This window comes from Methylophilus flavus, from assembly GCF_042678905.1.
Lineage (GTDB): Bacteria > Pseudomonadota > Gammaproteobacteria > Burkholderiales > Methylophilaceae > Methylophilus > Methylophilus flavus.
Genome location: NZ_JBHTLN010000001.1, coordinates 878,328 through 899,431, shown reverse-complemented (window position 1 = coordinate 899,431; position 21,104 = coordinate 878,328). Strand labels below are relative to the sequence as shown.

Genomic DNA, 21,104 nt, shown 5'->3' with positions numbered 1-21,104 from the left:
GAATATTCCGTGCATAGTGTGCCCTCACGAAGTTCAAGTAGTGTCGTTGTTCTATGGTTCTATCTTTTGGTGTATCGTTACTTCCCGCCATCTTGATCCTCGTTATGGGCAATAGCCCGAATTATCAATTTTCATTCAAGGATTTATTATGGTAACAGGTTCAGTTAAATGGTTTAACGACTCAAAAGGTTTTGGCTTCATCACTCCTGACAACGGCGGCGAAGATTTGTTCGCACACTTCTCTGCGATTCAATCTGCAGGCTTCAAAACTTTGAAAGAAAACCAACGCGTGAGCTTTGAAGTTGCTACTGGCCCTAAAGGTAAGCAAGCTGCAAATATTCAAATCATTGAATAATTCAATGCATGTCCGCAAGGCTGATTAATCGGCCTACCGGAAAAAGGCCCGGAAATTCCGGGCTTTTTTTATTGTTAAAGGATGCTTAATGGCAAAAGAAGAGTTAATTGAAATGCAGGGCGCAGTCACCGAGATTCTGCCGGATGCGCGCTATCGTGTGAAACTGGAAAACGGTCATGAGTTGATCGCTTACACTGGCGGCAAAATGCGTAAACATAAAATCCGTATTCTGGCGGGCGACAAGATCACCATTGAAATGTCTCCGTATGATATGGATAAAGGTCGTATCATTTTCCGTCACCTGGAACCACGCAAGCCTTTCTAACCTGCCCGTCAGTTTAAGCGAGCAGGTCTGCCTACTCCTGGCAGCCAGACTCGCTCTCCAATGCTTCCTCTACTGCAGAGGAAACAAAGTCACTTATGCTCTTTCACCAGCCATTCCGTCAGCCGTAATAACCACGGCGCAACAATCAGAATACTCACAAACACGATCGGCCAAGCTACTGTGATGCTGGTTAGCCATTTTGCAAACAACAATGCCCTGGGCACGTGATAAATAAGCAGGATAGAGATGCTCACGATATTCACAGTTACCAGTGACATCAGCGCTGCGAATAGCAATTTACGTTTGAAGGCCACGCGTTTGTTTGTACTGTTTACCATGGTAAAGCCTGGTCCTCATGAAAGTAACCACCGGTAGGGCCGTTATCGTCCAGTGTAGCTAACCTCACTGAAGTCTTCCAGCTGTCACTGATCTCCATTGGCGCATTGGGTCCGCCCAGTTCGGTCTTCACCCAGCCCGGGTGCGCAGAATTGACTTTAATGGGGGTGTTTTTTAGGGCATGTGCCAAATGTATGGTAAACATGTTCAATGCTGTTTTTGAGGCGTTATACGCGAGGCCTTTAGCAACCTCAATAGGGGAGTCTGGCGAACTGTGTAGTGTTTGTGAGGCCAGGATGCTGGACAGGTTAACAATTCGGCCCGCTGGAGATTTTTGAAGCAAGGGCAGCAAGGCTTGAGTTAACGCCACTACTGCAAAAAAATTGGCATCAAAAGTAGCTTTAAGGGTGTCCTGGTCAACGGTTAACGTATTGTTCTGGCCTATCAATTCTTCTTTCAATATCCCGGCATTGTTAATCAGGATATCCAATTTCCCAAAGCGTGATTGCAATGCTTCAGCTACTGTTTGAGGAGCGTCCGTTGAAGCCGCATCATAATGCAAATATTCCGCATCAATACCGGCAGCTTTTAATTGCGCTACGGATTCCAGGCCTTTGGCTTCATCACGCGCACCAAGAATAATTTTGATGCCTTGTCCGCCTAACTGCTTGGCAGTTTCAAAGCCGATACCGCGATTAGCGCCAGTGATAAATGCAATGCGTTGCTGTGGTGTACTCATCTTGAATTCCTTCTAAAATTTGTTCTGTAATTTAATTACCATTCGGTATATAAATAGTAATGAAGCTGTTTATACTTGTCAATATATTTATTACCAATCGGTAAATAATTTAATATTTTGCGAAAATTAGAGGTGTGCAGCTTGAAAAGTCATTTGGTATTGAAAAGCTAATCAGTCTTTTTTAAAGACTCGAATGTCTAGCCAAATCTAAATGGTTAGAGATTAATTCTAGATGAGCTGAGGTCGGATGTGATAAAAGCGAGCTAGGAAGTAATTGCAGAGATCACTAAACAAACTGTAAAAACACCAATGTGCCACCAGGTAAGCACATTGGTGTCTTCACGTTATCAGGTTGCGTGATGCACCAGGGTAATCGCTGCTAATTTTGCACGAGTAGCCGCGCCGGTGTTCGGGGCAAGTCGTTCTACCAATGCCGCACCTTCAAAGAGAATGGTTAATTGCTGACCCAATGCTTCAGGGTCTTTAGCACCGGCATTGCGGGCAATTTTACATAGATAGGTTTGCAGCTCTACAGAAAGAACGGCTGAATACTGGTTAATCGGATGCTCAGGATCCGGAAACTCTACTGCAGCGATATGGAATGGCAAGCCATGAAATTCTGGCTGGGTAATCCATTGTTCCAGTAACTCACATAGTTGAATCAGCAACTCAATCGATTCACTTTTACCTGTAGCAAGCTGGGCATTCAGCCAGCCATAAAATTTGTCCGACTTTTCGCGCAAATAAGCCGTAATCAACAGGTTCTTGCTGGGGAAGTGCTTGTACAGCGTGGCTTTGGCTACGCCTGCTTCCAAGATGATGGTATCAACACCTGAAGCTTGTATGCCTCTGGTATCAAACAGGCTACTGGCAATGGTTAATATTTTCTCTCGCATGTTCATCACTTATCCTTTTTTCCCAATGCTGGGATATCCCGATTTTTTTGCTTAAAGTCTTTCACCACGATCACGTCCTTGCGGGTGCATGAGTTCCTGCGGATACAGGCAGCTGACGTAGCCCAGCGCCTGCCGTAATTGCTCAACATGCTCGACATCTACCTTGCCTTTGGTCACAAACATGATAAACGCCTGACGCTGTGCGTCGGGCAGCATCGCTGCTTGCGGAAGTTGGCAGCTGCCATTCTGCATCTTCTGGTAGGCTAGGTTGAGCAGGCTGATGGTCACCGGATCAGGGATGCCGCTGGCGTCGCTCAATTGCGCCTGTTCATAAGGCGACTCAGCCATGGCTGACGGTTTTTGCACGGGGGTGACCATGGTCATCCACACCACGCACAGCGTTACCAGCAAGCCAAAAGACAGTGAGCTATGAAATGCTTGCCCGCCTAGCTGTTCATGCACCGACTGATCAAACAAATGCCAGGCGGTGTCTTCACCTGTTTGCGACTGCACTCTAATGGCACCTATTGCCTGAAAAAACCACTGGTCCAGCAGGGCAGGTGGCAGTTCTGCTACCGACCTTAGCTGCGCCTGGTCTATCAATTGGCGGATATGCGAGATATCCTGCGCATTTAGTGCGGCGCTTGCTCCTGATGTTGCCACGCGTTGCGAATTCCACGTCACTAACTGGTGATGCAGCTGGTAAAACGGCGCATGCCTGCTCAGCTGTTTCAGCCCCAGTTTCCACAGGCCATGCAGTACGTAAGCTTTTGCTATACGCACATATCGCTGTCCTGTCTTATTCACACTCGCTAGTACATTCACGCTGATAACCCCTAAAAATCTTCTTGCTTTTTTTTCGATGGCTGCATTAAACTAGGAAAAAGTGAACAGACCTGTCTGCATATTAGCGTGCTAATGCAAAAATTGCAACAGTTCTTAAACACCTTTCCAGAAGCTACTTTGGCATCATAGCCCCGGCTGAATTTGTAAACAAGGGATAACCATGACATCCGTATCAATCGAAACACAATTGACCGAGTGGCGCGACCATGCGCTTAAGCTCGAAAACGAAGTGAAAAAAGTAGTGGTCGGCCAGGACAAGGCTATACGTGCGATTAATATTGCCATTTTCGCCCGTGGCCATGTGCTGCTTGAGGGCGGTGTGGGCGTTGGTAAAACAACCTTGCTGCAATCGATTGCCCGTGGTTTGGGCGGCGCTTACGAGCGTATTGAAGGCACGGTCGATTTAATGCCGAATGACCTGATCTACCATACTTTCCTTGGGGAAGATGGTAGGCCAAAAGTGGAAGAGGGGCCTTTGTTGCGGGCAGGCGAGCAGTTGTCGGTATTCTTTTTCAACGAGATCAACCGTGCCAGGCCGCAAGTGCACGCATTGATGTTGCGGGTGATGGCGGAACGACATATCGGCGCCTTCAAAAAGGAATACCGCTTGCCACATATGCTGGTTTTCGCTGACCGTAACCAGGTCGAAAAAAATGAAACCTTTGAGATTCCATCTGCAGCGCGTGACCGTTTCATGATGGAAATTCCGATTGAAATTCCTGAGGATCGTGCGCTACGTAAAGCTTTGATGTTTGATGTCAAATTCCAGCACGCCGAGCGACTGACCCAGCAAGTAGATAGTGGTGTGTTGGCTTATGACCAGTTAAATGCTTTCTCAGACATATTACAAAGCCATATCCGCGCCAGTGATGTGCTGGAAGATTATGCGCTGGATTTATGGGAGTCTACCCAAAAACCATCTGCCTTTGGTATTCAATTAGATAGCGTTGATGTCAACCGCCTGATCCATACCGGCGCAAGCCCGCGCGGTATGGGTATGCTGTTGAAAGCGGCACGGGTACATGCCTGGCTGATGAATCGTGACAGCCTGTTCCCGGAAGATATTCATGCAGTATTCCATGAAATTATCGCGCACAGACTGGTGCTTAACCCGATGTTCGAGAGCCGCCGTACCGAGTTGTCGCGTGAGTTAACCAACCAGATACTGGCGTCAGTCAGTGTGCCATCCAAGGCAAAAGCAGCATGATTCCCGACTACGCCCAGCCTTTTTTCTACCAGGTGCCCTGGCGTTCCGCCAGCGTGCATACTGGCGAACACCTGGGCATACAGCGTGGTCCGGGCGATGAATTCAGCAAGCATGTTTCGCTAGTCGATTATCCGGATGCCAGGCGCGTGGATTTACGCCAAACAATACGTGACCCTTATGAGCAGATTCAGGTGCGCGTATTCAAGCAGGAGGCTTCTTCGCCGCTGTATGCCGTATGTGATTTGTCCAGCTCCATGCAGTTTCAGGGACAAATACGCAAGCTGGATACGGTGAAAGCCGTGGCGGCATCGATTGCCTGCTCCGCGCACGAGAATAGTGACCTGTTTGGCATGGTCAGTTATGACCAGCACGTGATTCCGCATTTGAGCATGTCTCCGGGACATCATGCGCACCAGTCATTCGCTACGATTGCTGAAATGGGTGATTTTCGCAGTGCCCGTCGTGATGGCAGTGGCATCGTCGAAGCCGCTGGATTGTTGGGTCAGCAAAAAGGCCTGGTGTTCTGGATTTCGGATTTCCACTTGCCATTGCCACTGATTGAACATGGCCTGAACCTGATGGCCAACCACCAGATCATTCCCATCGTGTTGTGGGACCCGCTGGAATATCAGCGTTTGCCGCGCTTTGGTTTCGGCAATCTGCAAGACCCGGAAACCGGCGAGCAAAAAACCATTTTCTTCCGCCAGGCCATCCGCGCGCAGTTTGTCGAGATGTTTGAGCAACGTAAACAGGCACTGGACCAGCTATTTGCGCGCTTTGATATCCGTCCGTTGTATGTTGATGGGCGCTTCGATTCGGCCTTGCTGTCGGATTATTTTGAACAACTTATCCATTAGAGTGTGCTGATGAAACAGATTTTTTTATGGTGGTTGATGGCGACTGTATGCCCAAGCCTTGCCTTGGCCGAAACACAAGCGGCTAACGTACAAGTACTTAGCGTGCAAAACCCGGCTTCTTATGCCGGAATACAGATCGGTGACGTGTTGCAACGCACGATCCAGATTTCGGTGGCTGCGAATGATCAGCTCAATGACAGTAACCTGCCGCTGAAAGGCTTGCAACGTAACGGTGTTGAACTCCGGCAGTTGCAAATCGATAGCCGCAAGCAGGGTTATCAACAAGTCTACACGCTGGTATTTGATTACCAGGTATTCGCCAGCAGTGGTAAACCTGTGCAATTGCAACTACCGGCTGAACAAGTAACATTTAAAAGCGGTGCCAAGGTTGAATTACCTTCATGGCGCTTCTGGTTGATGGCGCAACTGCCAGACCAGTTACAAAAAGCCAGGCAAAGTGTGGTTGCACAATACCGCCCGGCATTACTGGATACGCAAACGCCACAACGAGGGCTGTTTATCAGCCTGTTACTGTTGGTGATTGGTGGCCTGGTATTGCTTTACCGGAATTCCGACTGGACTTTATTGCCTATGGTGAACGGGCACTTTGCGCGTGCTTACCGCAAACTGAAAAAACTGCCAGCGAACGCTGAAGGCCAGAAGCAAGCTGCCCTGATTGTGCAAGATGCATTGAACCAGCGCTTTGGCCAGCAAATGCTGGCGTCACATGTGCCACAGTTTATTGCGCAGCAGCCTGGTTTTAAACCACTAGAACAAGCGCTTCATGTTTTTTTTGCTGAGTCTAATGCCGTGCTGTATAGCGGGCAAGCCATCGACGCTGCCGGTTATTTAATGCAATGTAAAATATTTACGCGCCAGCTGCGCGATTGTGAACGGGGCGTCTGATGCATTGGTTACACCCGTGGTTCTTGCTGCTGTTGCCGGTAGTCGCTATCCCTTTTTTATTGAAAAGCCGGCATGCGCAAACTTATTCATGGTTGCAAATGGTGCCCGCAGACCCGTTTTCAGATACCGCCAACCGGCTGGTTAAAGCCGCTACCTCACTGATGCTGCTCTGCCTGATACTAGCGTTAGCCGGTCCACAGGGAGATAGCCACCAGGAGCAAAAAGTCGGCAAAGGTGCACAAAGTGTCTTTGTGATTGACCGCAGTGTCAGTATGGATCATCCGTTTGCCGGACAAAGCAACGGCGGCCATGCGGCAGAGATCAAATCTGCGGCTGCCAGACGCCTGATTACTGCATTTATCGATTCCAGGCCGGATGACATGATGGGCGTGGTCGGTTTCACCAATTCTGCTTTGTACGGGATGAAAATCACCACTAACCGCGATGGCATCCACTCGGCAATCCAGGCCGCGACCGGCCCGGCATTAAACCAGACTAATATCGGTGCCGGCATCACCAATGCGGTGACATTGTTTGAAAACATTGCCAGTACCGGCTCGCGCGCTATCGTTTTGCTGTCGGACGGTGCCGGTAAATTAAGTCCTCGCGTCAAATACCAGATCCAGAAACAGCTGACAGGTAAAAAACTCAATCTGTACTGGATTGTGCTGCGCGAACCGGATGACATCAGTATTTTCAGTGACAACGTCTATGAAGAAGAGCGGGTGCCGGAAGCGATCGCACTGGACCGGTTCTTCCGCTCACTGAAAGTCAAATACAAGGCATTTGAGGCAGATAACGCCACCGCACTGGAGTCTGCCCTGCGCGAAATCGATGCCAAGGAAAAAAACGTCATTCAATACGCCATCGTGATTCCCGGACACGACTATGCCCAAGATTTGATCTTGCTGGCATTGGTGCTGGGGTTGGGCTTGGTGCTGGTTAAACATATAAGGATGTACTAGATGGCAACACATGCGAAAAAAGCCAATTGGCTGTGGGGAAGCATCACCGTGGCAGGAATCATCGGCGCGCTGTATTTTGGCTGGCAGTTGCAGTCACTACACGCACTTAACCAGAAAATCCAGAGTGGTGCTCTGATCAAAGAGAATGAGTACCCGTACTTGCAGCGGTTTACTGCCGCTTATGACCAGGGTAAACACAACGATTACAAACATGCGGTGCAGACCTATGCACAACTGCTGGAGGTATTGCCACCGGAAGCCGAATTGCCGCATATCCATTTCAATATCGGGAATAACCTGTTTTTGTCAGGCTTGGTGCGCACGGTCAATGAAGATGGCTCGTTCCAGGATGAAGCACGTTATGCATTCACGCAGGCGAAAATCGCTTATGAGCAATCACTGCGTCTGCAGCCAGCGGATAAAGCGGCCAAGTTCAATTTGAGTTTATTGCACTCAGTGATGGCGCGTGGCATGCAGGCGGGCGCCAAAGACCAGTCGCACATGGAACTCAGTAATCTGCCGATTGGATTGCCATAATGAAAGTCATTGGATGGCTGAAACAGTATTATGAGCCGGTGCTGTATGTGCTGGCGTTGAGTCTGCTGGTGTTGGCGCTGGTCAAGCCCAGCATACAGCTCAGGCAGCAGGTCCGGCATTATTTGCTGATCACCGATGTATCGCAAAGTATGAATGCGGAAGATGAAATGCTGAACCAGAAAAAAGTCAGCCGCATTGCCTACGCACAACATTTGATGAAACAGATCGTGCATAAAGCGCCATGCGGCACGTATTTCAGTTTAGGCATTTTTGCATCTGATAACGTGGCCATGCTGCAAACACCGCTGGAAGTATGCAAGAACCTGGATGTGATTACCGATGGTATTGATCACCTGGAATGGCGTATGGCCTGGAAAGGCAATAGCCGCCTGAGTTTCTCCGTACATGCAGCGACCCATATTTATGATGCGCTGAATCAACCGGCACAAATGCTGTTTTTCACCGATGGCGATGAAGCGCCACGCGTAAACGTGACCATCAAGCAGGATTTAAGCGGGGTGCAGATCGGCGAGTTTTTCACGTTTGTCGGCGTAGGCGGTCCGGAAAAAGTCGCGATTACCCGCTACAACACTGCCAATAAGCCTGTGGGATACTGGCCGGTCAGCGAAAATAACAACGCAGGTGCCGTAGGCGTGACTTATGCGGACCCAAGTAGTGATGAACCGGATCCGCCGGTGGCTTATGCCGAATATGACCGCATGCTGTCACAACTGGAAGAAGAATATTTGAAAGAGCTGTCAGCGGAATTTAAAGGCAGTTACGTGAAAGGGCAGGACCAGGAAGCGTTTTACCAGTCTATTGCCTCAAAAAAAACTACCGCCAGTTTTGTCACAGATTATCCGCTACGCGTCGTGTATCTAGTGATGGCGATACTGCTAGTGTTGGCTAGCTATTTGCCGGATGTGCTTTACCGCAGGCGCGTTGCGGGTTGACAGCGCCAAGTATTGATTAGAGCGTCAATGACGCTCTAATCATTTGCCGGTACTAGGGTCAGGCAGGTGATCTCTGAAGGTGAGCCAAAGCGGTTGGGTGGGCCCCAATAGCCGGTTCCCCTATTCACATATACCCACAAATTTTTCAAACGGTGCAGGCCAGCTACATAAGGCTGTTGCAGTGGCACCAGGTATTTCCATGGCCAGAACTGGCCGCCATGCGTATGTCCGGATAACTGTAAATCAAAGCCTGCCGACTCGGCTTCTTTGGAACTCAGCGGCTGGTGCGCGAGCAGGATCTTTGGTACATGCAGGGGCGCACCGGCAATCGCTGCATGCGGGTCACTCTGGTGATGGTCATAGAAGCCGCCAGCGGTAATGTCTGTCACCCCTGCCAATACCAGCGTTGCGCCATCATGCGTCAGCTGCACGTGCTCATTGAGCAATACCTGTATCCCTAAGCGCTTTATTTCCTGAATCCAGTCCAATGCGCCAGAATAATATTCATGATTCCCGGTCACAAAAAAACTGCCGTGGCGCGCATTCAATTCCGCCAGCGGTTGGGTATGCGTTGAGAGTTCACTGACGCGGCCATCCACCAGGTCGCCGGTAATGGCAATCAGGTCGGCGTTCAGGGTGTTGACGCGATTAACGATGCGCGAAAGATAGCCTTTTTTAATGGTAGGCCCGACGTGGATATCGCTGATCTGCACAATACGGAAGCCATTCAGCGTGGCAGGCAAATTGCGTAAAGGCACTTTGATTTTAATCACCCTGGCTAATCGACGGGCATTGAAAAAGCCGATCACGCTGATTACCAGTGCGCCTGTGATTGCCAATAAAGCAGTGTTTTTCTCCAGCGTGAAAAAGTTCGCCTGGAAAAAGCGGGAAGCATCCATGCCAGCGACCACCAGCAAGAAAATATCTCGTATTAGAGTCAGGACCAGCAACGAAGAAAACACGCCCATCAGCGTCATTGCGACCCAGCTGGTGGTATCACGTAAAGCATGGTTACGCAGCCCGCGTGCCAGGAAAGCGACTGGCTGCAGCACAGTGGAAATGACCAGGAATATCCAGCCGGCCCATAGTACCCAATCAGCCCAGGCAACGGAATTTAGAAGGCGTGAACCGATATAGTAATGCAAGACACTGACCATGGTGGTGAATGTGAGCAGGAAGCGTAGAGGCGGCATGTATTATTTTTGTTGGGTGGAGGATGGGTACTCGTTAGATGGAGCCAGCGCGAATAGATTCAAGTCGACCGGTAATTTAAAGCATAACCGCTAGCTGTTAAGGCAACAGCGTTTGCTTGGCTTTGTGCGCTAGCAGTCGGGTTGGTTAAACCACTGATGCTGGTAATGCTCAAACGCTTGGATGGCACGGGTAGGGCGTAGCCTTGCATCTTGCAGGCATTTTTGACGCCAGTCATCCAGTTGTTCCATGCCTAAATTGACATGCTCGGCATGCAGTGAGGGAAACGACCCGTTGAGTAACTGAGGCAGGTCTTGCAAAGCCAAACTCACCTGGTCGCGGTAATAGGCCAGTTTGTGTTCAAATTCGTTATCCAGCCTGCCGTAACGGCGCAACAAATATTGGGGAATACGCGACAAGCGTAATGCCTGGTCGGCAGTGGCTAACCTGGAAACAGCTTTTTCTACAATGCCGGAATCACACTGCATGGCTTGCGTTAACGTTTCCACAATGGTTTTGCGGTGTATACGCAATAGCTTTGAAGGCGAAGGAATCTCCGTCGTTTGCAGGTAAGCATCCATGGCCCATTCGGCAGCCGCATGCGTGAGCAGACTGTCATGCTGCCACTTGGCTTCAAAAGTGGGTACGAAATGCTGGTGGGCCACCACATCGGTGAGTAAATGCACGTTATAGCCAATCCCCAGCGCCAGTTGCCTGTCATTGTTGGTATGCAGTAATTGCTGGCCTATGCCCCAGCCATGGCTGTGATTAAAGGTACGGGAGACCACTGCCAGGTCTGGCAGGCAGGCGCCAGCCAGTACCAGAGTCGGGTAACGCCGCATCACGCCTAGCCAGGGCAATGGCAATAAAGGTAATGTCTGTAACCAGCTGTGGGTATAAGCCACATGAGAATACAACCCCCAGGCATGTGCCTCACCGGGCATCGCAATCAGTAATAGCATTACGGCCAAACATTGGAAGATACTTTTTCGCATGTGCGCACTCTGCGCCCGGTAGATGACAGATGCATGATGATTGTATGACATTGATATGAAAGGGATTTGGTCATAAAAGCATCACGAAGCGTTGTTAAAGTATGTGAGAATTGTTTACATGGAACCGCTTAAACGGAACTTTGCATGAAAATATTGATGATTTCAGATGTGTATTTCCCGCGCGTAAATGGCGTTTCAACCAGCATCCGTACCTTTGCAGAAAGCCTGCGTGCTGATGGGCATAGCGTGCACCTGATCGCCCCGCAATACGCGCAGTCCCTCAATCATGCACTGATTGGTGATGAAGCCTGGATCACGCGCATAGATGCGCGCAAGATTGTGTTTGATCCTGAAGATTACTTAATGAAGTGGTCGGCACTGGTGGCTTATATTGAAAGCCTGCATCCAGGCGATTATGACATGGTGCATATCCATACACCCTTTATCGCGCACTATGCCGGGCTTAAAATCGCCAAGAAACTGCAAGTGCCGGTGCTGGAAACCTACCACACTTTCTTTGAAGACTATATGCACCATTACTTGCCGTGGGTACCACGCAAGTTTGCGGTGAATATTGCGCAATGGGTATCTCGTAAGCAATGCCAGCAGGTAGATACCGTGGTGTCACCTTCAGGGCAAATGCGTGATGTTTTGCAACAATACGGGGTGACCACGCCAATTACCGTGATTCCTACCGGCCTGGACGCCTCACGTTTTGTACCTGGTGATGGCGCAGCTTTCAGGGAAAAATATGGCATCCCTGCACAAAGGCCTTTGCTGATGTTTGTTGGCCGGGTTGCGCATGAAAAGAATATCCAGTTCTTGCTGGAAATGTTGTCACTGGTCATCCAGGATCACCCCGAGGTTTTACTGGTGATCACCGGTGAAGGCCCGGCTGAAGCGATGTTGAAGAAAATGACCAAGGACAACGGCCTGCAACAGAACGTGATGTTCCTGGGTTACCTGGACCGTGCTGTCGGCCTGAATGCCGCTTACCGTGCTGCGGATATCTTTGTGTTTGCTTCCAAAAGTGAAACACAAGGGCTGGTATTGCTGGAGGCCATGGCACAGGAAACCGCAGTGGTTGCGATTGCTGAATTGGGCACTGCATCCATTTTGCGTCAGGAGCAGGGCGCATTAATTGCCCAGGATGATGAACTGCATTTTGCCGAGCAAGTGCAAACATTGCTGATTGATCATCAACTGCGTGAGCGTATCGGCAAACAGGGCAAGCGTTATGTTGAGCAGGTATGGTCTAGCGAAGCACAGGCGAAAAAGTTGATTGAGTGCTACGAGCGTTTGATGCTGGCTAATTTTCCGCTGGCAGCTTCTGCAGCTGCATAATCCGGGCAGCATCAAATTATTTTAATGCTGCCATCCCTGCGGATTTTCTGTAATTTTTCCTGGACCACTTGACGCTTGCCAGCTTGCGCGCCAAGATACCGGCAGCCTTGCATTCGAGCAAGCAGCACAATCTCAGGATAATCTAATATGTTAACTCAACATCTGCCGCAAGCTGGTTGCCATTTTTGACTGCCAGCCGAGCATTTGGCAGTCTTTAAATTTCTCATTGATTTAATCAATAAATTTAAAACCCGAACTAAATGATTATTTCCATAAATCCAAGGAGTGAAAATGACAGCATATTTAATTGCAGATGTACTACTTAAAAATGATGAATGGGTTCCTGAATATGCAAAGCATGTTCACCTGATTGCTGAAAAACATGGCGGAAGATATTTAAGTCGTAGTGCCAACATTGATGTGCTTGAGGGTAAGCCATTGGAAAACACATTGATTGCTTTGATTCAGTTTCCGAACAAAGAGGCAGCATTAGCATTTGCGAATGACCCTGAATATGCGCCATTCTCAAAAGCCAGACAAGAGGGTACTGAAAGCCGTTTCCAGTTGATAGATGACACTGATGTTGCAGGAGCCATCCCTTACCTTCCTAAATAACGGATCAGTTTCATCTGAGCAAATTATCCAAGATTAAACGCTTGAGCATGTTGTAAGTGACCAATAAAAAACGCCGCAAATTGCGGCGTTTTTTATAAGGTAAGGTAAATGTGAATTAACCAAATTTACCGGTAATGTAATCTTCAGTTTCCTTACGGCCAGGGTTAGTGAAGATTTTGTCGGTATCATCATATTCAATCAGTTCACCCAGGTACATATAGGCAGTGTAATCAGACACGCGAGCGGCCTGTTGCATGTTATGTGTCACGACCAGGATAGTCAGTTTGCTACGCAGCTCAACCATCAACTCTTCGATATTGGCGGTTGCAATCGGGTCCAGTGCTGAAGTCGGTTCATCGAACAGCATGATTTCCGGGTCAGTCGCCAAAGCACGCGCGATACACAGACGCTGTTGCTGACCGCCAGACAAGTTGAATGCCAGGTCATGCAAACGATCTTTCACTTCGTTCCATAGTGCAGCGCCTTTGAGGGCTTCTTCCACTTTGTCATCCATGATGCGTTTGTTGTTTTCACCACGCACGCGCAGGCCGTAAGCTACGTTCTCATAGATGGATTTCGGGAACGGGTTAGGTTTCTGGAACACCATGCTGATGCGCATGCGCACTTCAATCGGGTCCACGCCGCTATCAAGCACATTGGTGTTATCCGGGTGCATGACGATCTGGCCTTGGTATTTGTTGCCAGGATACAGGTCATGCATGCGGTTGAAGCAGCGCAGGAATGTGGATTTACCACAGCCTGAAGGGCCAATCAGCGCAGTGATCTTGTTCTCGTACAAAGGCATTGAAATACCTTTGAGTGCGCGGGCGCCGTTGCTATAAAAGAAGTTTAAATCGCGTGCTTCGGCTTTAATCGGGGTCGTTATTGTGGCCATGATATTTTCTGAATCCTGTGTGGCATTACCATTTAATATTTTTACGAATTTTGTAGCGTAACCAGATCGCGCCACCATTCATCAGCAAGGTGACAACAATGATCAGTGCACCTGTAGCGGCAGCATTGACATGGAATGCGTGGTCAGGGCGGGACAACCAGTTAAACATTTGAATCGGCATGACAGTGAAACCTGAAGAAAGCCATTCAAAGTTTAAAAATGGCGGTTCTGATGTAATAGGTGAGGGCGGCAGGAAAGCAATAAACGTCAGCGCTCCAATCGTGATAATCGGGGCCGTTTCACCGAGTGCGCGGGACATACCGATAATCACACCTGTCAGAATACCGCCATAGGAATACTTGAAAACATGGTCGTAAACCACTTGCCACTTGGTTGCACCTACGCCATAGGCGGCCTCGCGAATCGAGACGGGAATGGCACGGATCGCTTCACGTGTAGACACAATCACAATCGGCAATATCAGCAGACCCAGGGTTAAACCAGCCGTGAGGATACTTTGGCCGAAACCGAGGATGTAGACAAACAAACCCAGCGCCAGCAAACCATAAATAATGGAAGGCACACCCGCCAGGTTGGACACATTGATTTCAATCAGGTCGGTGAACCAGTTTTTCGGTGCGTATTCTTCCAGGTACAAACCGGCGGCCACACCGACCGGCACTGCCGACAGGAAAGTGACAGTCATTACCAGCAGCGACCCTACCCAGGCGGAAAGCAAGCCAGCACGGCCAGCGCGGCGGGAAGGGAATTCAGTCAGGAACTCGAGGTTGAATTTTGGGTAGCCATCGGCAATCAATTGCCAGAACAGCAACATCAACGTCAACAGACCAAACATCAGGCATAGCAGGCCCAATGCAGCAAACAGGGTGTCGTTACGCTTGTGGCGTTTAATCATGGCGCGCACTTCGCCCAGATTTTCAAGTACAGAAGCTTTATGTTCCATTTGTTGTCTTTCCTGCTTCTTCCGGTAGGTTGGCTAGCCGCAGTGTATCGTTGTTATGTGTCAGTATCGAGTCAGCGTACAGGGCAAGTATTAGTAGTTTTCGCGGTAACGCTTGCGCACCCAGTGGCCGATAATGTTGAAGGATAATGTCATCGCCATCAGCACCAGGCCGGCGGCAAAAATACTTTGGTAACCAATGCTGCCATGCGGCAAGTCACCCATCGCCACCTGCACAATATAAGCGGTAATCGTCGCCGCGCTTTCGAGCGGATTGAACGTCAGGTTAGGTTGCTGGCCCGCAGCAATCGCCACCACCATGGTCTCACCAACGGCACGGGAAATGGCCAGGATATAGGCCGCGACAATCCCGGAAATAGCGGCTGGTGTAACAACTTTAACCGCAGTCTGGAAACGGGTCGCACCCATCGCATAAGAACCTTCACGCATGCTCATAGGCACCGCACGCATGGCATCTTCAGACAGTGAGGCAATGTAAGGGATAATCATGATGCCCATCACGATACCGGCGCCCAGCATGTTGAAGCTAGGCAGGTCAGGATAGATGGTTTGCAATAATGGGGTCACAAAGAACAGCGCGAAGTAACCAAATACCACGGTAGGTACACCGACCAGCAGCTCAAGGATAGGTTTTACGATTTCACGTGTTTTATGTGAAGCAAATTCAGACAGGAAAATCGCTGACACAGTACCGATAGGGACGGCCACTGCCAGCGCAATCGCTGAAGTAGTCAAAGTACCGGAAACCAGTGGCATGATGCCGTAATGCGCATCTTCAAACAGCGGTGTCCATTCGGTATCGGTAAAAAATTCGACTACAGAGACAGTTTTAAAAAAACTTAAAGACTCATACAACAGCACGCCAACAATCGCGAAAGTAGTGGCTACGGCCACCAGCGCGGCCATCATCAGTATCAGTTCAATAATACGTTCTTTGACGTTTCTACGGATGTTTTTAGCCAGTCTGGGGCTAATGGGCAGTTCCACGGGTGCTTGCATTGCTTGAGTCGCCATAGTGATGATCTGTCAGGGTGAGAATTTTAGCGGATAATCCGCGCTACAGGCCGATTAGTGACGAAAAAAGGGGCTTGCTCAGCCCCTTTCATCATTACTTGATACGGGATAACAGGTCAGTAATCTTGATGCCGACTTCTGAAGTACCGTTAAAACCAGTACCTGGTTTCATCGCTTTGAAATGCGTTTTTACCGCATCGTAATCTTCTTTAGGCAGTGGTACGTATTTCACTTCTTTAACCAGTTCCGGTGCATTTTCCAGGTAGAAATTCACGAACGCTTTGATTTCCGGTTTGAAGGCAGCTGAAGTCGCATTCACGTAGATAAACAAAGGGCGTGCCAGTGGCTGGTAAGTACCGTCCATCACAGTCGCTTCAGAAGGTAATACTGGTTTGCCACCTTCTTTAGCAACGATAGGGATGGCTCTCAGCTTGTCTGTGTTTTCCAGGTAGTAAGCCAGGCCGAAGTAAGCTAAACCGCCTACGTTACCCGATACACCTTGAACCAATACGTTGTCATCTTCTGATGGCGTGTAGTCTTTACGGCTGGCTTTGGCTTTGCCATTCACCGCTTCAGTAAAGTAATCAAATGTACCTGACGAAGTGCCTGGACCATACAGGTTCATCGCTTTGTCCGGGAAGGTTGCGTTTACTTGCTTCCAGTTTTTAACTGAAGAGTTTGGCTCCCAGATTTTTTTCAATTCTGCGACTGTCAGTTGTTTTACCCAGTCATTTTTGCTGTTTACAACCACGGTCAACGCATCGTAAGCCACTGGCAATTCGATAAACTGCACGCCACCTTCTTTACACAGGTCGATTTCTTTTTGTGTGATCGGGCGGGAAGCATCAGAGATATCGGTTTCGCCACGGCAGAATTTTTTAAACCCACCACCCGTGCCTGACTCACCCACAGTCACTTTAATGCCTTTGGTACGCTGAAACTCTTCAGCGACGGCTTCGGTGATCGGGTATACGGTGCTTGAACCGTCAATTTTAATAATCTTGTCCGCTGCATTAGCTGTTGAAAAGCTGAATGCCTGCACAATCAGTGCGGCGATTAAAGTAGTGCGGAACAGCTGGGTATTCATTTATACACTCCTGTGTGTGGTGTTATCTTGCAATGCGTGAATCTTAGAAACTTTATATGACAGAAATGTGACAAAAAATAAAAAAGGCGCGCCGGAAAATAAGAAAGGCGCACTTGGCGCCTCTTTTTGATGACATTTTTCTTACAACACGCTTTCACCAATATGGTAGGCAATCGCCGCCATGATGGCTGCGCAGGGGATAGTCAGCACCCAGGCCCAGACAATCCTTGAAGCCAGCCCCCAGCGCACTGCTGTCATGCGACGGGATAGTCCGACCCCGACAATAGCACCAGTGATGGTATGGGTGGTAGAAACCGGTATGCCGAGGCTGGTAGCCAGGAACAAAGCGATAGAGCCGGAGGTTTGTGCCGCAAAGCCACCAGTAGGGCGTATTTTGGTGATACCCATGCCCATGGTGCGTACGATGCGCCAGCCGCCAAACAAAGTGCCCAAACCCATCGCCAACTGACAGGCGATGACCACCCAGAACGGCACATGAAAGTCGCCTTGCAGGTAGCCGTTGGCAAATAGCAATACCGTGATGATACCCATGGTTTTTTGTGCGTCGTTAGCGCCATGCCCCAGGCTGAATAACGAAGATGAAATAAATTGCATCTTGTTAAAGCGGCTCTCGATTTTATAAGGTGAGGAGCGCTGAAATAGCCACATGATGCCTATTGATAGCAGTAATGCCAGTAACATGCCGAACAGCGGAGACAGGATGATCGCGATACCGGTGCTGATCAGCTTGCTACCGATAATCACGCCCTTGGTGCCTGAATGTGCCATGCCAGCACCGATCAAGCCGCCAATCAGGGCGTGTGAAGAAGATGAAGGAATCCCGAACCACCAGGTGATGACGTTCCAGGCGATCGCGCCAAACAGGGCACCAAAAATGATGGTGTTGTTGACGATATTCGGATCTATGATGCCTTTGCCTACCGTGTCTGCCACATGCAAACCGAAAAACAGGAAAGCGACAAAGTTGAAAAAGGCGGCCCAGATCACCGCGGCTTGCGGTGTCAGCAAGCGGGTAGAAACCATTAATGCGATTGAATTGGCAGCATCATGAAAGCCATTCATAAAATCAAAGATCAGGGCGACGAAGACTAACACCGCCATGACGATTATCACGTGATCCATGATGCTTCCTTAGATTCGTTCCAACACAACGCCGTGAATCACATCCGCGACATCCTCACAGCTGTCGACAGCCTCTTCGAACAGATCATATAGTTGCTTGGAACGGATCAGGGTGCGGGCATCATGGTCTTCAGAAAAGAGCCTGTGCATGCCAGAGCGCATAATATGGTCAGCTTCGCCTTCAATGGTGCTGATTTCTTCACAGGTACGCAAAATGCGCTCGGCATTTTTCATATCTGACAGCATATGCACGGCATCGCGTACTTTCTCAGCAGCACGCAACAGGATTTGTGCCAGCGCAACCATTTCAGGTGTGAATTTGCTATGGCCGTAGATTTCCGCACTCTGCGGAATTGCTTCCATATAATCAATGATGTCATCCAGCGCCATCGCCAGTTCGCGGATTTCTCGGCGGTCAAACGGGGTAATAAAGGTCTTGTGCAGAGAGAGCAGAATCTCTTTGGTATATTCGTCCGCTTCGGATTCAATTTTGCGGATTTCAGCAAAATGGGTGTGGAAACCAGCCTGATCTACCTCTGCCGCCATTAACGCCAGTACTTTGGAACCACGCACCGCACAGTCTGCCAAACGGTTAAACAGCACAAAGTAGTTATCGTTTCTAGGGCTGATTGCAGCCATAATGCGGCCAAAGGTGGCATGCGCCATTGAGGACTCCCGGACGGTTACAAAGTTTTGTGACCGTGATTTTACTATTTTGTGACAGTGAATGTGACAAAAATATGAATTCTTTACTAAATTGATGCCTACACATGGCCCTGAATCACATGCCCGGCTGCGGTATAATGCTGGCTTTTACTCTCTGACCAATCACAAAATGGAAGCTGAACACCTCAATAGTATCGCCAATGCGCTTAGCGATTTGGCGCAACGTCACCAGGCCCTTCGGGGGTATCTTTGACTACGAAAACAAAGAGCAGCGTTTAGCCGAGGTCAATGGCCTGCTGGAGGATCCCAAGGTCTGGGACAACGCAGAAAAGGCACAAAACCTGGGCAAGGAAAAGCGCATGCTGGAAACCGTGGTCATGACGCTGGATGAAGTGCATCAGTCATTGTCCGACAGCCGTGAATTGTTTGAGATGGCGCGCGAAGAGAATGATGATGACACTTTATTGAGTGTAGAAGCAGACACGCAAAAGATTGAGGAAATCATCGCTGCCATGGAATTCAAGCGTATGTTCTCGCAGCCTATGGATGCCAACAACTGCTTTATCGAATTCCAGTCCGGCAGTGGCGGTACTGAAGCGCAGGACTGGGCGGGTATGCTTTTGCGTATGTATTTACGCTATGTAGAGCGCAAAGGCTTTAAAGTCGAAGTGCTGGAAGAGTCCGAAGGCGATATTGCCGGGATTAAAGGTGCGTCTATCAAAGTCAGCGGAGATTATGCGTTTGGTACCTTGCGCACCGAAAGCGGCGTGCATCGCCTGGTACGTAAATCACCATTCGATGCCAACTCCAAGCGTCATACCAGCTTTGCCAGTGTGCAGATTTTTCCTGAAGTCGATGATTCCATTGAAATTGACATCAACCCGGCGGATTTGCGTATCGATACCTACCGCGCCAGCGGTGCCGGTGGCCAGCATATTAACAAAACCGATTCTGCGGTGCGTATCACTCACTTGCCGACCAACGTGGTCGTACAGTGCCAGAATGACCGTTCGCAACATCGTAACCGCGAAGAAGCGATGAATATGCTGAAAGGTGCTTTGTATAACCTGGAACTGAGCAAGCGTAACGAGGAAAAGCAGGCGCTGGAAGATGCAAAAACCGATATCGGCTGGGGTCACCAGATCCGCAGTTACGTACTGGACCAGGGCCGTATCAAAGATCTGCGTACCAATGTCGAGATAGGCAATACGCAAGGTGTGCTGGATGGCGACCTGGACCCGTTTATTATGGAAAGCCTGAAGCAGGGACTGTAATCTGTCCAGGTTTTCTCAATAAAAAAGCAGCGTAACCGCTGCTTTTTTATTGCCTGGCTACTCAATCAGGCTGGCCGTCCACATACACCCAGCGTCCGCTTTCACGGCTGAAACGACTATGTTCTGTCAGTTGTTCTTTTTTCTGCTTGCCGCTCTGGAAGGTGGCTACAAATTTCACGAAAGCAGCATCTGCTTCGGGTTGCTCGTGCGATAAAACCTGCAGCTTCAACCATTTGATGCCGCTTAAGTCTTCGTGGGTTAGACTTTTTGGGCGAGTATCTGCATGCCATGTATGCAAAATATACTCAGGTAGCTTCAATGCATAAGCGCTGTAGCGTGAGCGCATCAAACGCTCTGCATCAGGTGCGGCTTCCCCTTCATGCAAGGGCTGGCAGCAATCGTTGTAAGCTTTGCCGCTAAAGCATGGGCAGGCATTTTTCATTTGGGATAACCAGTCTCGAAAGTCGAAGCAGGGATACACGGTCCGGCAGACCATGTTGACACATTAAAATAAAGCTTTCTGAGCGGCAGGTGGGGCAGCCAAGACCTTGTCTACATCAATCTCGAATATGCCGAGTTTGCCAGCACAAGGTATTAGCGGTAATGGTCTTGCCTGTTCAAATAGAAAGCCATAATACTCCTGATGTACACCGCCAAAATGCGCGCGCTGCTCGCGGCTGATGCCTGCAGGTAATTCGCCAGGTTTGCTGCATAACACCAGTTTAGCAATGCCAACGACGCCTCCATATTCCAGTTTATCCCTGTCAGGGATGGGCACATCCGTATTGGATTTGATGTGCTGGTAATACGCTTCATACAGGCCTTTGCTGGCATGAATGAGGATGGGGCCGCGGTATTGCGTGCCCCATGTACGGTCATCTACCAGTAAATAGCCATTTGCTATCAGCCAGGCAAACGGTTGCTTGAGTGATAAGGCCTTGATGACGCCAGATGGCGTTGAAGTTGACATATTCTG

The 21,104-nt window shown here is 49.3% G+C and carries 25 protein-coding genes; 11 read left to right on the top strand and 14 right to left on the bottom strand.

The features are described from left to right. The first annotated feature begins 148 nt into the window (after positions 1-148). A complete protein-coding gene (locus ACFQ2T_RS04195) occupies positions 149-355 on the top strand; it encodes a cold-shock protein (protein WP_018985697.1) in 207 nt (68 codons plus the stop codon). Between the two features lie 88 nt (positions 356-443). Beyond that, positions 444-680, top strand: coding sequence for a translation initiation factor IF-1 (gene infA / locus ACFQ2T_RS04190; RefSeq protein ID WP_055825931.1), 237 nt, complete (start codon positions 444-446; stop codon positions 678-680). Between the two features lie 89 nt (positions 681-769). Here the strand turns inward: infA and ACFQ2T_RS04185 are convergent, their stop codons facing one another. The 4 genes from ACFQ2T_RS04185 to ACFQ2T_RS04170 all read right to left on the bottom strand — a co-directional run bounded on the left by ACFQ2T_RS04185 (position 770) and on the right by ACFQ2T_RS04170 (position 3,434). Then, positions 770-1,018 (bottom strand): DUF2798 domain-containing protein, encoded by a 249-nt coding sequence (locus tag ACFQ2T_RS04185; RefSeq protein WP_379030921.1) that lies wholly within the window; start codon positions 1,016-1,018, stop codon positions 770-772. Continuing rightward, positions 1,012-1,755 carry an SDR family oxidoreductase gene (locus ACFQ2T_RS04180; RefSeq protein ID WP_379030918.1) on the bottom strand — a complete coding sequence of 248 codons (744 nt, stop codon included), beginning with the start codon at positions 1,753-1,755 and terminating at the stop codon, positions 1,012-1,014. The genes ACFQ2T_RS04185 and ACFQ2T_RS04180 overlap by 7 nt, the downstream gene beginning before the upstream one ends. Positions 1,756-2,102: 347 nt before the next feature. After that, positions 2,103-2,657, bottom strand: a complete 555-nt coding sequence (locus tag ACFQ2T_RS04175; protein ID WP_379033890.1) for a TetR/AcrR family transcriptional regulator — start codon at positions 2,655-2,657, stop codon at positions 2,103-2,105. A 45-nt stretch (positions 2,658-2,702) separates the two neighbouring features. Then, a complete protein-coding gene (locus ACFQ2T_RS04170) occupies positions 2,703-3,434 on the bottom strand; it encodes a hypothetical protein (RefSeq protein WP_379030915.1) in 732 nt (243 codons plus the stop codon). 223 nt (positions 3,435-3,657) lie between these two features. Here ACFQ2T_RS04170 and ACFQ2T_RS04165 point away from each other — a divergent pair, with 223 nt between their 5' ends. Genes ACFQ2T_RS04165 through ACFQ2T_RS04140 form a run of 6 tightly spaced genes read left to right on the top strand, consistent with a single transcriptional unit; the run spans position 3,658 to position 8,922 of the window. Continuing rightward, entirely contained in the window at positions 3,658-4,704 is a 1,047-nt protein-coding gene (locus tag ACFQ2T_RS04165; protein ID WP_379030913.1) for an AAA family ATPase, read from the top strand. Continuing rightward, positions 4,701-5,561: a DUF58 domain-containing protein gene (locus ACFQ2T_RS04160; RefSeq protein WP_379030910.1), complete on the top strand. Its 861-nt coding sequence runs from the start codon at positions 4,701-4,703 to the stop codon at positions 5,559-5,561. The genes ACFQ2T_RS04165 and ACFQ2T_RS04160 overlap by 4 nt, the downstream gene beginning before the upstream one ends. A gap of 9 nt (positions 5,562-5,570) precedes the next feature. Continuing rightward, entirely contained in the window at positions 5,571-6,467 is an 897-nt protein-coding gene (locus ACFQ2T_RS04155) for a hypothetical protein (RefSeq protein ID WP_379030908.1), read from the top strand. Continuing rightward, positions 6,467-7,432: a vWA domain-containing protein gene (locus ACFQ2T_RS04150; RefSeq protein ID WP_379030905.1), complete on the top strand. Its 966-nt coding sequence runs from the start codon at positions 6,467-6,469 to the stop codon at positions 7,430-7,432. The genes ACFQ2T_RS04155 and ACFQ2T_RS04150 overlap by 1 nt, the downstream gene beginning before the upstream one ends. Further along, positions 7,433-7,969, top strand: coding sequence for a hypothetical protein (locus tag ACFQ2T_RS04145; RefSeq protein ID WP_379030902.1), 537 nt, complete (start codon positions 7,433-7,435; stop codon positions 7,967-7,969). After that, positions 7,969-8,922, top strand: a complete 954-nt coding sequence (locus ACFQ2T_RS04140) for a vWA domain-containing protein (RefSeq protein ID WP_379030899.1) — start codon at positions 7,969-7,971, stop codon at positions 8,920-8,922. Before ACFQ2T_RS04145 ends, ACFQ2T_RS04140 begins: the two co-directional genes overlap by 1 nt. A 35-nt stretch (positions 8,923-8,957) precedes the next feature. Here the strand turns inward: ACFQ2T_RS04140 and ACFQ2T_RS04135 are convergent, their stop codons facing one another. Both ACFQ2T_RS04135 and ACFQ2T_RS04130 read right to left on the bottom strand, forming a co-directional pair. After that, a complete protein-coding gene (locus ACFQ2T_RS04135) occupies positions 8,958-10,115 on the bottom strand; it encodes a metallophosphoesterase (RefSeq protein ID WP_379030896.1) in 1,158 nt (385 codons plus the stop codon). 129 nt (positions 10,116-10,244) lie between these two features. Next, entirely contained in the window at positions 10,245-11,075 is an 831-nt protein-coding gene (locus ACFQ2T_RS04130) for a zinc dependent phospholipase C family protein (RefSeq protein ID WP_379030893.1), read from the bottom strand. A 177-nt stretch (positions 11,076-11,252) separates the two neighbouring features. On the opposite strand from ACFQ2T_RS04130, the gene ACFQ2T_RS04125 reads away from it, so the two are divergent. Continuing rightward, positions 11,253-12,452, top strand: a complete 1,200-nt coding sequence (locus ACFQ2T_RS04125) for a glycosyltransferase (protein ID WP_379030890.1) — start codon at positions 11,253-11,255, stop codon at positions 12,450-12,452. Between the two features lie 291 nt (positions 12,453-12,743). Beyond that, entirely contained in the window at positions 12,744-13,067 is a 324-nt protein-coding gene (locus tag ACFQ2T_RS04120; protein WP_379030887.1) for a DUF1330 domain-containing protein, read from the top strand. 115 nt (positions 13,068-13,182) lie between these two features. Here the strand turns inward: ACFQ2T_RS04120 and pstB are convergent, their stop codons facing one another. The 6 genes from pstB to ACFQ2T_RS04090 form a co-directional block, all read right to left on the bottom strand. After that, on the bottom strand, positions 13,183-13,962 hold the full coding sequence (gene pstB / locus ACFQ2T_RS04115; protein WP_055825903.1) for a phosphate ABC transporter ATP-binding protein PstB: 780 nt from the start codon (positions 13,960-13,962) through the stop codon (positions 13,183-13,185). Positions 13,963-13,987: 25 nt separating this feature from the next. After that, positions 13,988-14,926, bottom strand: coding sequence for a phosphate ABC transporter permease PstA (gene pstA / locus ACFQ2T_RS04110; RefSeq protein WP_379030883.1), 939 nt, complete (start codon positions 14,924-14,926; stop codon positions 13,988-13,990). Positions 14,927-15,016: 90 nt separating this feature from the next. Beyond that, positions 15,017-15,943 (bottom strand): phosphate ABC transporter permease subunit PstC, encoded by a 927-nt coding sequence (gene pstC, locus ACFQ2T_RS04105; RefSeq protein WP_379030880.1) that lies wholly within the window; start codon positions 15,941-15,943, stop codon positions 15,017-15,019. 109 nt (positions 15,944-16,052) lie between these two features. Next, positions 16,053-17,045 carry a PstS family phosphate ABC transporter substrate-binding protein gene (locus tag ACFQ2T_RS04100; RefSeq protein ID WP_379030877.1) on the bottom strand — a complete coding sequence of 331 codons (993 nt, stop codon included), beginning with the start codon at positions 17,043-17,045 and terminating at the stop codon, positions 16,053-16,055. 141 nt (positions 17,046-17,186) lie between these two features. Further along, positions 17,187-18,188: an inorganic phosphate transporter gene (locus tag ACFQ2T_RS04095; protein WP_379030874.1), complete on the bottom strand. Its 1,002-nt coding sequence runs from the start codon at positions 18,186-18,188 to the stop codon at positions 17,187-17,189. Positions 18,189-18,197: 9 nt separating this feature from the next. Further along, positions 18,198-18,854: a DUF47 domain-containing protein gene (locus ACFQ2T_RS04090; protein WP_379030871.1), complete on the bottom strand. Its 657-nt coding sequence runs from the start codon at positions 18,852-18,854 to the stop codon at positions 18,198-18,200. Between the two features lie 169 nt (positions 18,855-19,023). Between ACFQ2T_RS04090 and prfB the strand changes: the two genes are divergently transcribed. Continuing rightward, a protein-coding gene (gene prfB, locus ACFQ2T_RS04085; protein WP_379030868.1) for a peptide chain release factor 2 occupies positions 19,024-20,128 on the top strand; the annotation gives its coding sequence in 2 pieces (ribosomal slippage) (positions 19,024-19,104 and positions 19,106-20,128; 1,104 coding nt in all). A gap of 61 nt (positions 20,129-20,189) precedes the next feature. On the opposite strand, the gene ACFQ2T_RS04080 is transcribed toward prfB, so the two are convergent. Both ACFQ2T_RS04080 and ACFQ2T_RS04075 read right to left on the bottom strand, forming a co-directional pair. Further along, positions 20,190-20,570 carry a YchJ family protein gene (locus ACFQ2T_RS04080; protein ID WP_379030865.1) on the bottom strand — a complete coding sequence of 127 codons (381 nt, stop codon included), beginning with the start codon at positions 20,568-20,570 and terminating at the stop codon, positions 20,190-20,192. A 63-nt stretch (positions 20,571-20,633) separates the two neighbouring features. Continuing rightward, entirely contained in the window at positions 20,634-21,098 is a 465-nt protein-coding gene (locus ACFQ2T_RS04075) for an ASCH domain-containing protein (protein ID WP_379030862.1), read from the bottom strand. Positions 21,099-21,104: the final 6 nt, after the last annotated feature.